Source organism: Peribacillus frigoritolerans, from assembly GCF_030676415.1.
Lineage (GTDB): Bacteria > Bacillota > Bacilli > Bacillales > DSM-1321 > Peribacillus > Peribacillus frigoritolerans_A.
The window spans coordinates 61,509-74,702 of sequence record NZ_JAUUTW010000022.1; the positions used below are offsets into that span (position 1 = coordinate 61,509).

The 13,194-nt window shown below is 43.0% G+C and carries 7 protein-coding genes; all 7 read right to left on the reverse strand.

Going from position 1 to position 13,194, the window contains the following annotated elements:
- Positions 1–190: 190 nt before the first annotated feature.
- Positions 191–1,066 carry an L-serine ammonia-lyase, iron-sulfur-dependent, subunit alpha gene (gene sdaAA, locus Q8G36_RS19345; protein ID WP_141992553.1) on the reverse strand — a complete coding sequence of 292 codons (876 nt, stop codon included), beginning with the start codon at positions 1,064–1,066 and terminating at the stop codon, positions 191–193.
- A gap of 40 nt (positions 1,067–1,106) precedes the next feature.
- The gene (gene sdaAB, locus Q8G36_RS19350; RefSeq protein ID WP_305161805.1) at positions 1,107–1,769 is read right to left on the reverse strand and encodes an L-serine ammonia-lyase, iron-sulfur-dependent subunit beta; all 663 of its coding nucleotides are present in this window, start codon (positions 1,767–1,769) and stop codon (positions 1,107–1,109) included.
- Positions 1,770–1,815: 46 nt separating this feature from the next.
- Entirely contained in the window at positions 1,816–2,850 is a 1,035-nt protein-coding gene (locus Q8G36_RS19355) for a PTS sugar transporter subunit IIC (RefSeq protein ID WP_207441097.1), read from the reverse strand.
- A gap of 415 nt (positions 2,851–3,265) precedes the next feature.
- On the reverse strand, positions 3,266–7,597 hold the full coding sequence (locus Q8G36_RS19360; protein WP_305161806.1) for an endonuclease: 4,332 nt from the start codon (positions 7,595–7,597) through the stop codon (positions 3,266–3,268).
- A gap of 54 nt (positions 7,598–7,651) precedes the next feature.
- Positions 7,652–10,462 (reverse strand): bifunctional metallophosphatase/5'-nucleotidase, encoded by a 2,811-nt coding sequence (locus Q8G36_RS19365; protein ID WP_305161807.1) that lies wholly within the window; start codon positions 10,460–10,462, stop codon positions 7,652–7,654.
- Positions 10,463–11,299: 837 nt separating this feature from the next.
- Complete coding sequence (locus Q8G36_RS19370) at positions 11,300–11,443, reverse strand: PhzF family phenazine biosynthesis protein (RefSeq protein ID WP_305161808.1); 144 nt, start codon at positions 11,441–11,443, stop codon at positions 11,300–11,302.
- Positions 11,444–11,758: 315 nt separating this feature from the next.
- Positions 11,759–13,171 carry a LysM peptidoglycan-binding domain-containing protein gene (locus tag Q8G36_RS19375; protein WP_305161836.1) on the reverse strand — a complete coding sequence of 471 codons (1,413 nt, stop codon included), beginning with the start codon at positions 13,169–13,171 and terminating at the stop codon, positions 11,759–11,761.
- Between the last annotated feature and the right edge of the window lie 23 nt (positions 13,172–13,194).

The following is a 13,194-nucleotide window of genomic DNA, read 5'->3' on the forward strand; positions in this document are numbered from 1 at the left end:
TCACTGATAATTCAGATTTTTTAACGAGTGTTTCTATCACCGTGTACATAAACGCCAAATCCCTCCATCTTCCTCTAATTTCCTTTTTTCATTCAAAAAGATAATCTTATTTGAGCATGTTGATGGGAGTTGTTTTTTAAGACAAATTAAAAATCCCATTAACAAATCTGTTGTTAATGGGACTGAATGTTTATTTATATGAACCGAAAATTTCCTTTGCCAATCTACGCCCAGTAGGAGTCGCAGCCAGGCCGCCCTCAGCCGTTTCACGAAGTGCAACTGGCATGGTCAATCCTATTTTATACATGGCATCGATAACTTCGTCACATGGAATGCGGCTCGTAATGCCTGCAAGTGCCATATCAGCTGCCGTTATTGCGTTGGATGCACCCATTGCGTTACGTTTCACGCAAGGAACTTCAACCAATCCAGCCACTGGATCACAAACCAATCCAAGCATATTTTTCAATGTGATCGCCATTGCTTCTGCAGCTTGGCTTGGCGTACCGCCGGCCAGTTCTACTATCGCAGCTGCGGCCATTCCACTTGCCGAGCCCACTTCTGCTTGGCAGCCACCAGCCGCTCCAGAAATGGAAGCATTGTTTGCAACAACGAATCCGAAGGCAGCGGAAGTGAAAAGAAATTCAATCATCTCCGCCCGGGTCGGGTTTAATTTTTCTTTCACGGCAAATAATGTACCGGGAACAACGCCCGCAGAACCGGCAGTCGGAGTGGCACAAATCATTCCCATTGCTGCATTCACTTCGTTCGTTGCAACAGCTTTACTTACGGCATCCAATAATAAATTACCTGCTAGTGCCTTGCCCGACTTGATATAATTTTGCAAAAGAACGGCATCCCCGCCCGTTAGGCCTGTAACGGATTGCACACCTTTCAGACCTCTCTCCACCGCTTGTTCCATCACTGTCAAATTCCTGTCCATCTTTTCAATGATCTGTTCTCTTGACAGGCTTGAGAACTCCATTTCTTGTAAAATCATGATTTCCGCGATTTTTACATTTTTACTTTCAGCAAGTTCAACCAACTCTGCTACATTTCGGAACATGTTTTTACCTCCATATCTATGCCAACACTTTTAATGATGATCATTCAACCATCCTAATGACTTGCGACACGTTTTCCAATTCTTCAATTTCCTTCATGACATCGCCCTTGATTTTCTGATCGACTTCAATCACCATGAGGGCCATTTGACCTTTTTCTTTTCGTGAAACTTCCATATGTCCAATGTTAATTTCATGATTGGCCAATACTGTCGAAACGGAAGATATTATTCCAAACACATCGTTATGCACGACTAAAATGGCTGGGTTTTCACCCGACAATTTAAGCTTGAACGTATTCAGCTCCGTTATTTCTATCGTTCCGCCGCCAATCGAGATCCCAACAAGTTCTAATTCTTTATCTTCGTCGAACAGTCTGATTTTGACTGTATTAGGATGATCCATCACAGTATCCTCGATTGTAAAGGAAACTTCCATACCGGCTTCTTCCGCTATCGTTAAAGAAGCAGGGATTCGTTCATCATCCGTATCGAAATCCAATATCCCGCCTACGACAGCAACATCCGTACCGTGTCCCCTGTATGTTTTTGCAAAAGAACCATATAAAGAAATAATCGCTTTCTTCGGTTGCTTTCCGAATAATGTCCTTGCTACTCTGCCAATTCTGGCAGCTCCTGCTGTATGTGAGCTTGAAGGTCCAATCATGACAGGACCGATTATATCGAATGCAGATCTGTATTTCATCGTGTAATGCCCCTTTTCTGGCAAAAGTTTTGTTTAACCGTATTCATTATGCCGCTTTTTGTTCTTCTTTCATCCTTATTTCTGAAACGGTCCTGATCTTATAATTCTTGAATACGATCGAACCAAGGAAACCTACCGTCGCTCCCACAACTGCACATATCCCAGCAGTGATCGTCACTTTTACTGGATCATTGAAACCATACATAACTGCCAACCCTGCGATCGGTGTTGCCGTACCGGTTGCATTATTCACTAAACCAAACATGGCCACGACCACGCCAGCAGCCGCTCCGCCAATGAAATTGGTGGAATACACCGGAATGGGATTTGCAGATATGATATCCGCTTGTGTCAATGGTTCAATCGCAACCGCTATTGTAGTACTTCTGTCTCCAAATTTCAAGCGATCGAACAAAACAAAATTCATGAAAGAGGATCCGAATACAGCAAGGGCCCCGATTGCCATAGGAAGTCCCGTCAATCCAAGCATTGCTGTCAATGCCATCGAGCTTAATGGTGCAGTGGCGACGACCGTGATGACTCCTCCAAGGATGATTCCCATTAAGATTGGATTACTGTTTGCCGTTTCCTTAATGATTCCACCGATATTCAGAAGCGTTGCATTGACCAATGGCGTTAATTGCTCACCAATAAACCGAACGAGCGGTGCTGCAATGAGGATGGTGACAATCAAGTCCAATCCAGCAGGGACTTTTTTCTCGATCACTTTCACAAGAAAAGCAACAAGATAGCCTGCGAAAAATCCAGGCAGCAAGCCTAAACCAGCACATGAAACACCAAGTAAAAGAGCATAAACAGGAGACACCCCTAGTGCTAATGCAACAAGTGAAGCCGCTGCAACGCCTCCCATGCTACCGGCTGCATCCCCTACTTCTCCAAGGAATTCAATTTTAAATAAGTCCCCTCCGACATACCGCTGAAATGCTTCCACTAGAAAAGCGGCAACCGCTGCATTAGCAAGGGCCCCCATTGCCTTCATCCCTTTTGGGGCTTTAAAACTGAATAATGAAAATAAACCAAGTACCAATAATAATAAGGCCGTTCCTTTTAAAATTTCCATTAAAATCTCTCCTCTTAGTGATTAGTTAGCATTCTTCATGACTTAATATGTTAAGCGAACTACTAATTCATTACAGGCTTCCGATTTAATAACAATCACCATCGGTCCTTTGTTTCCATTTCAAAGTTGGCTGTGTCAAGTTCTGGTCAATCAATTAAGGAATTCTTACGAAAAATGAGAAACAGAATAACTCTTATATTATATTAAAATATCTTTATTTACCCTGGTAATGTAAACCCTTTCATTGTATATCCCATATTAACATATAACACACTGCATACCTACTAAAATTTTTATTTTCAAACTGAGATAAATATCCGATTTTTCAGTATATTACAATAATTATTAATAATACCTACAACAATTAAAATGAAAAAAAGCAGCCATTAGGCTGCCTTCCCCTTCTATCTCCGATTTAACTCGCCTTTTTCTCATCGGTGGATTTAGCGGCACCCCAAATTTCGGATGCCCATTCAGGATGGTCGATGAATGGATTGCGGTTATTTTGCCAGTCATAAATGACATCATTGCGATGGCTCTCGAAATCGTCGACTGGATCGAGATCATTCCATTTCAAAAGTGTCGATAGCTTTCCATGAAGCGGCTTCGGATACGTGTTGACTGTATCGGATAATTCAAGATCCAACTCGCCGTTTCCTTCATATCGGACAGCCATGTAAAATAACATCCTTGCTATATCGCCTTTAACATGGTCTGGCGGCTCCCATGAATCTGAATCAAACTTACATTCACATCCACTATATGTTTGACCGCCCTCGTCAAAATCAAGGTGGCCCCGTTTACCATTAACTGTTACATCAGCGGGACGGAGGTGATGAAGGTCTGTCCCGGGACCTTTGCTTGTTCCAAAATCACCGTGGGACTTTGCCCAAACATGTTCACGGTTCCATTGTCCGATATTGCCCCCATTCGCGTTCTTCGAGATGGATTTTCCTGAGTAAAGCAAGATGACATTCTGTTTGTTCATCGGGTCTTCATCCGTTTCTTTAAGGGCATTCCACACTTGATCATAAGATAACATTGTATGACCCTTAATTATCGAGTGCAGAACCGATTTCAATTCCGTTCCCGTTTTTCCTGCCGCCGTTTCATAATAAGCTTCAAGCGGCATATCATTTGTTACGGTCAACGTGAAACGGGCAACCGCTTCCGATATCTGGTCCTCAGCCTTGACTGCAACAAGGTATGTTCCAGCTTCATTTGCAGGAAGGGTCAGTATCGGGCCGGTGACTGTACCGATAGTCGATGAAAAGGTCAGCTTATCTCCATCTGGATCTGAGAAGTGCTCACTCAAATCGATGGTGACCTTGGAACCGGCTTTCACTTCAAGATTTTCCAGGTTTTTCGTTATGACGGGCGCATGATTTTCTTTAGGGTCGAAAGGGGAAGCAATTGCTTCCCCCTTCGAATCGACAAACTTGATATTCGATGTGTCGACCCCTTCTGTTACCGACCAATTCTGAACATTTTCAGTGCCCCTGATTTCTTTTACATTGGCGTTATCAATGATGACTTCCTTCACCGCCATGCCTCCAAAATCAATGATTGCGCCTTCCTTATCCGATTTTATCGTCACAGCAGTATTCTTCAGCCCAAGGCCTTTGAGTACAGCATATGAACCTTTTAACCAGATACCTTCTTCGATGTTGGATGTTTCGTCAAGATCGATCAAAACACTAGGTGAAGCAACCGTAAGTCTTTTTGTTTTAACGTTTGTTACATGATACGTTTTTTCTGGAGCAGGAGGTTCAACTCCACCCGATTCAGATAACGAGGTAGAAATCAATACAGGGTCATGATCGCTTGCCCTTCCATGGACTTCCATGAATGATGAGTTAATATGGACAATATCGACTTTCGTAGCCGCGGCCATATTATTCGACACAAGGATATGGTCCAGTACTTGTGAATTGCCTTGATATGTGTAAGAATACCGTTTTTCAAAAGGGACTTTCTCGATCATATTTGTTAAATCTTTGCCCTTCAATGTTTTAAGCGGAGCCGAAAATTCAAAATCATTAAAGTCTCCAAGCAAGACGATATTCGCTTTGGCATCCTGTGACTTGATATCACTGACAAACCGATTGACGATCGCGGCAATTTGAAGCCTTTGTGTTTCACTTGAAAGGAAAGGAGGCTGGTTTTTACCGAATAATGGCTGGTCACCGCCCTTGGAATTAAAATGATTGGCAACCACAACTACGCTTTCGCCTTTAAATTCGAATTGAGCGGCTAAAGGCTTCCTGCTTGAAGTGAAGGCGGGATCGGTAGGCTCGATTCGTCCAGGGTTCAAGGTAAGTTTTCCATCTTTAAAGGCCACGGACTGTGTTGCCGTTCCTTTTGTTCCATCAGTCAATTTGACACGGTCCACATTATATAAAAAGCCTACACGGATATTCCCGCCGGGTGCCCCGCCATCAAGTTTATCTTCTGGAGCGATATCGATGAATTGATATTGCGGTCCGCCCAGCTCTTTTATTTTGTCGGTTAACTTCTTGGCACTTTGAGCAGAATCCGTTGTCCCGCTATCTGTTGCCCCATCATTATCTTGCATTTCCGTTACGCCGATGATATCGGGTTGTTTAAGATTGGTAATGATGGATGTTGCGATCGTTTCAACTTTCGAATTAGCGGTTTGAGTGGAGAAATTCTCGATATTATAGGAAGCGATCGATAGCTTATCAACATCCTTATCTAAGAATGTCACTTCCCGAGCCGTACCGCCATCCTTTAACGCAGGCAGCTGAGCTTTATCCGTCACTACCCTATAGTTGCTATATCCGTAGCTGATGACACCCGTAACCGAGCCTTCAAAGAAATCACCCGTTTTTGCTGTAAATGATTCATCATTTATATCCAGGGTAATTCTTTCAGGGTTGAAATCCGTTTCCGTTATTTTGACGCCCCCAACTGCAGTCGTCGTTTCCATATTCCCTGGAATCACGACCAATTCTCCATAGTCTTGAGGAGCAACCACTTTCGGGTTATATACTTGTACGAGCATTCCTTCCAGACTTTCGTAGAAATCAATGCCGTCTTCGCTCGGATTAAAATCTGTCAATCTATCATCATCGATGTTCTCAGACGGCGGAATGACATCTTTTCCGATGACGATCGGTTCTGGCATCGCTGCAGTGCCAAGCTTTTCAATAATCGTATTAGTCAATTCAGTTGTTGGCAGATCCGTCGTTTTCATTTCAGCGTATCCTTCGATATACCACTCCACGACTTTACCTGCCACTTTGACATGATCTCCCGCTTTCAGGCCATGTGCTTTGTTGTACACAAGTATTCCCTCGGAAGTCGTTAAGTCCTTATCCGGATTCAGATCTTGCATGTAAAAGTTATTCGCATCTTTTACATAAGTGACGACACCTTCCACACCTGAGACGAGTTGATTTTCATATGATGTAAAATGATTCATCCCCTGTATGTCACGAATCTTCACTTCATTGGTTTTGTTAACGGTATAGGCAAATGTGAAAACTTCCGATGTCTTGTCGTTGACAGCGATTGCCTTGATGACAGTATCTTTCGTTAAAATGATAGGTTCTGTGTACAAAGCACTTGAAGACGTCGGTGTGGATCCATCCAGCGTATAATGGATTTTCGTTTCTTCCCAACCAGATTCAAGTGATACTTTTGTATTTTCACTAACCGTACCAGGGAAAATATCCGTGTATACGGCTGGTTTGTTCACCAGTTCATAATCTTCAATACCACGCGGCTTCAACTGATACGTGTCATTGAACCTCGATCCGATTCCGGTTACGGAAATGACATCCCCTACTTTAAAGCTATTCAGGAAATCCTCATAACTCGAACCGGTCCGGTTATCATGGCGAACGATAACAGATTTCCCTTCAGTATCATCCGCCTTGAATTCGAATGTTCCGTATGTTCCCGATGCCGCCAATTCTGTAATGGTCGCTTTTTCAATGGTTACCAGCTCACCTTGTGTTTCCTCATTGACGCCAGATGCATCAATTTTTTGGATTTCAGGAAGCTCATTCCCAGAAGAAACCACTTTAAGGGAGGTTGGTTGGATTTGTAATTCCTTATTATAAGCGGATACTTGTCCGATTAAAGTAACCATATCCCCTTGCTTTACATCCGCAGGCCACGAAGAACCATAAACATATAGCCCAGCCGTTTCATCTTGGATATAAAAGCCTTTTCCTCCCCAATAACCAAGCCCCGTGGTGACCACCCCATCGACCTGAACTACATCTTCCGTATTCGTGCGTGCCTCGGCAATGGAGTCCAGAACCTTCACATCAGGCTGTTCAGGAGTTGTTCCCCCATCAGTGATGATCGTGTAATCCGTTGCGGATTTCAGACCGGGTACTGAAAAGTACTTTTCCAGCTTCCCCGTAATTGTCACCTGCGCTTTGAGTAATTCCGGATGTTCAACCAAATTCAAAGCCGTTCGGATATTTCCGGCTGGAAGCTGAACAGTCATGATTTTCTTAACATCCGTTTCATCCGGACTATCCGCAATACCTATATTCGTACCTTCAGTAAAAGGCGATGTTTGTTGATAGCTTGTACCGCTTTTAGCTGTACCGACAATGTATCCCTTCACCGTCGCCGTTCCACTGTTATTATTAATCGCTTCGATTACCGATATTGTCCCTTCCGCTTTTGCAGCGGCTGCATTTGGCAAAACCGTTGACAGCACGATCAGTATGGCAAAGAAAAGCTTGCTTATCCCGTTCTTCTTCAAGATCTCAACCCCTCCAACTTTTTTTCGCAGGCTCAGGAATCATTTGAATACCGCTTAAAGAATGGTTTCGCCTTTCACCATGACACCGCTCAGGTTCACGGTCTTACCGTTAAGTCCCGATAAATCCAAATTACCCTCGACTGTAACCTGTGAAAAAGTAAAGTTATCCGGAGGAGTTCCTGTTAATGTAAGATTCCCTTTAACCTCTGCATTTTCCAATGAAGCAATATCCGTAATGTCCACAACTACATTACCTTCATGGGTTTTTGGGGCATCAGCCGTTCCGCCAAAGTCCTTAGCCAATACCTCGGTCGGGTCTGTAGAGTTTCCGGCCACATCCTTGATGCGTCCTTCGATGCTCGGATCGACAGTTTTCAGCCCGCTAACATAATCCCGTAGATTCTCCCAATCAGCGAGTCCGATATCCGTCACTCTTCCTTCTTCATAAGCCTTTTTGAATACGGTGAATCCATCTCCGCCCTTGGCTGTAAAAGCATTGGTCGCCACGACATATTCCTTCGATGCATCCAATTCGGAATATGTTCCATCTTGTCCAAGGACTTCAACCTTTGTGACACGATTGCCTGCTTCCTTCGAACTGTCGTAGCTGAATTTCATTCCGGAAACATGCAGGAAGCCGCCATTTTCCTTAGGAGCGAGGCTTACACTATGCTCTAATGCTTCATTGATTTCTGCACCCGTCAGCTTCATCGTCGCTAACGTATTCCCAAATGGTAAAACGGTTAGGATTTCCCCTAAAGTGATCTCACCTTGATCGATGCCAGCGCGGATGCCCCCGCCATTTTGGAAAGCAATGACCGCATCCTTATTGAATTCCTTCGCTTTACTAAGCATTCCGTCCGTAATTAGATTACCCAGTTCGGTTTCATTTTTACGAACACTCGGTTTCGTTTCATCACCTGAATCACGAGGGGTTTCCAAGGCCTTTACAGCTGTTGCCCCAGTCTTCGTTTCCTTCAGCTCCTTAATCTTCGAGGAGTATGTTTCGAGCACTTTTGCCGCTTCAGGATCATCCTGTTTTTCAGAAAGCTTAATCAGCTGACCGGCTTGTCCGACAATCTTGCCTTTCTTATCGAATTCCACATCGATCGTTCCTAAAAAGTCGCTATACTGATACCCTTGAACGATGACTGTCGGATCTTTCGTTTTCCCCTTATCATCCTTATCAATAACAACGGGGGCGTTTAACTGCGTATGGCTATGTCCGCCCACAATCACGTCGATGCCTTTGACCTTGGCAGCTAATGTTAAATCATTGTCATAAACCGCATTATCATCGTAACCAATATGGGATACGGCAACTATCTTATTAACACCCATGCCTTTGAACGCCTTGACCGCTTTTTCGGCTTCTTCAAGATAGTTTTCAAATACTATACTTCCAGGGCTTGAAATATCTTTCGTTTCTTCAGTCGTAAGCCCGAAGAAACCTACCTTCTGGCCATCCACTTGTTTTACGATTCCATTGTATATCTTCCCTTGCTCTGGCTTACTTGAAATCAAGTCCGAGAAAAGTCCCTTAAATTTATCATCTTTGGAGAAGTCCACATTCGAACTGACAAATGGGAACTGTGCCCCTTCAACGAAGTCAGCCAAAGCTTGATGCCCTTCGGCGCTCGATCCCAAGTCAAACTCATGATTCCCGAATGTCATGACATCATATTTCATCAAATTCATGAAGCGAAGATCCGCTTGCCCTTTGAATTCATTAAAATAGAGGGTTCCCGAGAATACGTCACCAGCATCCACCAAAAGAGCTTGCGGTTTACTCTTACGCACTTCCTTAACAGCTGTCACCCTTTTGGCCACATTGTCCAAGTGGGCATGCGTGTCATTTGTATGCATCAAGGAAAGCGTGATTGCCTTCGCTGGATTTTTCAAAGCTTCTTTAGCAGCTGCTACTTTCTTATCCGCCAATGCTATTTTCGCTTCGAATTCCTTTCGGTCCGACTCCTTGATCCCATTTAAATGGATGTCGGCTCTCGCCTTTTTAGCCGCTTTTATCTGTTCTTTCGTTTTAAGTTCCCCATTGGCAAGGGCTACATAGGCATTGACCCGTTTTGCCGCTTCTTTTTTCTTTTCTGCATATTCCGCTTCATCATACTTACCTTTCACTTCTTTAACATAAGCGTGTATGGCTTTTCCGAGTTTGGATGTTTTGCTGACCTTTTTTAACTGCGAAGAAACGGTTTGCATCCGCTTGTCCGCGGTCTTTAAATCACCCTCCTTCACCCAGTAAGCGGCTTTTTCATAGTAGTACGGAACCTTCAGGTCACCGTTCAAAGCTGTTTTGGTCGATTTAGTGAATTTATCGTATAAAAGCTTTTCGATTTTCGCACCGTAAACCGTATCTTTAATATCTTTATCGGCCTTTTTCACGGCTTTATCCAGTGCCTCGTATTGATTCCTGATATCAATGGATTTCTTGGCAAGTATTGAATTCGTAAGGTTGCCAATCGATTTGCCATGTGCAGCTTTTGCTTTCTCAGCCGCTTTATATCCTTTTACATAACCTTCCGAACGAGTGATGTACTTATCATAAGCTTCGATTTCTTTGTATTTGGCATCCTTTTCTTTTTTGCTTAACATTGATTTTTTAATGGTAGAGTTGATGTCTTTTTTTGCTTGTTTTGCAGACTTGATTTGTTTTTCAACCGTGGTCACTGAAGCGAGTTTAGAAGTGTAGAAATAGGTATCGAATGGTTTTTTGATGGCGGCCTTGGCCGTTTTGATTTTACTATTAAGGCTAGTGGCAGCATCCGATGGTGCCGGCGCTACTGCTACGATCGTTGTCGCAGCCATTATGGCAGCTGATGCAATTTTTACGATTTTCTTTTTCCCCATTATCGTAATCCCCCCATAAGTTCTATACTGGCATAACATTCTGCTAACTTATCCATAGAAATGACACGCTTTTCCAAAAATTTAATCCCGACAAATTTACTTACCCATACACAAATCCACCCTACTTTTTTCCTCTAAAGATATGTGTATCTCCTATATTACAACAAAATAATCCAATTTTAAAACAAATTTACAATACAACATCGAATATTAACAGAATATTTTCATTATAATCACCTCTAAATACCTAATAGCAGACTGATGATATATCAACAAAATGATTTAATAGTAAAATAGAACCAAACCCCTTTCAATCACCCTTGGTCTTTATACCTAGGTTAATTAAAAACAAATAAGAGAGAGATTTAACTCGCTCTCAGACTGTAAACAAACTCAAAGAAAAGCGAGATTGCCTGCATTTTTTAAAATAAACTTTTCAGTCGATTAGCGTTTGCCTATAGTTTTTTTATGAAAGTTACAGCTGATTTCAGCAATCCGCTCCCTTTCCGCCGACTGGCTGCCAAGCCTCCTCGACTCAAGCGTCTGTGGGGTCTCGGCTAGCCAGTTATTCGGCAGGAGTGTCGCAAATTTCTTCCATCCATTGAGGGTTATAGTAAAAAAACATGAAGGATATTCTAATCTTGTTTTAAAATCATGGTTTGGGATGAAACCATTCCGAACCTCCTTTATTATCTAGATGGTTAAGTTCCCTTCGAATATTGTGACTGCATGTCCGGAAAGTTTAACTGTGTCTTCCGTTACTTCAACCTTCAGTAGTCCCCCTCTTTCCGATGCCTGATAGGCTATGGTGATACTTTTGTCCAGCTTACTTTTTCACTATGGTCCCAGACAGCAATGGGCCGAGCCCGTTACATGATCTTCGTCAAGGCCTTGGGCAGGGGAAAAGAAACGGGAAACGAAATCATATTCACTGCTATCCGATTGACTCGTTACAATGACGCCCCGAATCGGCAACCACAATGAAGAACACATTTCCTTTATGGTAATTACCCATACCTGTTTTTAAGGAGTTCTCTTTATCTCATAAAATGAAAAAGAGAACCATATAGCGGTCTTTTCGAATTCTATATTTTTCTGTTTCAATATGTCGTCCTCGATTAAGCCCCTTTATGGACTTGGATTCCAAGCGATTGTTAACGTTGTTATAAAAATCCGGTAATTCTTGTAGTGCATTTCGAAACCTAAAGTGTTTTCACTAAAATAGACAGCTTTATAAAAAAAGCTGCCCATCACTATATTAATTATGCGTGATCCACCTTACTGTAAACAAACACCCTACAGTTTCCGTACAATAAATGTATCCCCAAGCAGTTCCCAATTCTGGGGAAAAGGATAACCAAGTACCCAATAACTGAGACCCCTTGACCTGTAACTCTTCACCAGGTCGAATTTAGCTTTAGCACTGCGTGCGTCCTCAAACCAAACTTCATGTGTGCGTCCCTGATCATCTTTGTACCTATAATAAGGTGATTGGGCTGTCTCGTCATACTTTATTTCTACATTATATTGGACGGCGCGTCTGATGGCTTCCTGCATGTCGAAAGTCTCTGCTTCCTGCCCCTCTTCATGTGGAATAAGCCAGTCCCGTGCATAAATTTGAAATCCTATGAAGATTTTATTTGTTGGTATCACCGTTACGGCATAGTCAAGGACACGTTTTATTTCATTAATGGGAGAGATTGCCTGCGGCGGCCCCTTTCGGTAACCCCATTCATATGTCATCAGCACCACGAAGTCGAGCAGCCGTCCGTGAACTGGATAATCATGTGCCTCAACTAATGGTCCCTTTTGATTGGCGCTAGTTTTTGGGGCAAGGGAGGATGACACAAAGTAGCCTTCAGGATGCAACCGATCCACTGCTCTTTGGAGAAAGCGATTATAGAAATCACGGTCCTCTGGTGCTACACTTTCAAAATCGATATTCAATCCACGGTACCCTTTATTTTTCATCGTTTTTATGACGTTGGTTAATAATGTTTCCACTAAATTTAAATCAGAAAGGATCGTATGGGCAAGCTGAGTTCCAGCTTCCGTCGCGGAAAAATTCGTTATGCACATCATGGGTATGACGCCAGTCGACTGTGCCGCCCGTATCGTCGGGATGTCATCTATGACTTCTAAGCTGCCATCTTGCCTCATTCTATAACCAAATGGACTTACGTAGGTCAGATCGTAGGCTACTTCACGTACTTGCTCCGCACCGGCTTGCCCGTAAACGTTTGTAAAACCATTTACTTCAATGATGGGTTTTGGTTTCTGGGGAATCCTTATTATCCGTCCGATATGGATATTGGACGGATCTATAATCCTATTCATCTGCATAATGGCCTGAACTGTCGTTCCATAACGTCTTGCTATATCATAAAGGGTATCTCGTTCCCTTACGGAATGATAAATGACCGGAATGGTTAGCCTCTGCCCTGGGTAGATAGTAGAAGGATTTGTGATGCGATTCGATTGCATGATTTCCTGTACCGTAGTTCCAAACTGATTTGCGATTTTATCTAGAGTATCCCCTTGCTGAACCCTGTACTGAAGATAAGGTTCAGGAATCAAAAGTGCTAGGCCAATCACTATCTTATCTGGATTTTCAAGGCCATTGATCCGAACAATTCGGTTGGTGCTGACACCATATTGCTGGGAAATTCCCCACAAAGAATCCCCCCTATTCACCAAATGGATTTTCACATGCACTGCCCCACTTTCCTTCA

Bases quoted from the DNA above. Each gene is read 5' to 3' on its own strand.
- Q8G36_RS19355 (WP_207441097.1), bottom strand. From the start codon at position 2,850: ATGGAAATTTTAAAAGGAACGGCCTTATTATTATTGGTACTTGGTTTA.
- sdaAB (WP_305161805.1), bottom strand. From the start codon at position 1,769: ATGAAATACAGATCTGCATTCGATATAATCGGTCCTGTCATGATTGGA.
- Q8G36_RS19365 (WP_305161807.1), bottom strand. From the start codon at position 10,462: ATGGGGAAAAAGAAAATCGTAAAAATTGCATCAGCTGCCATAATGGCT.
- sdaAA (WP_141992553.1), bottom strand. From the start codon at position 1,066: ATGTTCCGAAATGTAGCAGAGTTGGTTGAACTTGCTGAAAGTAAAAAT.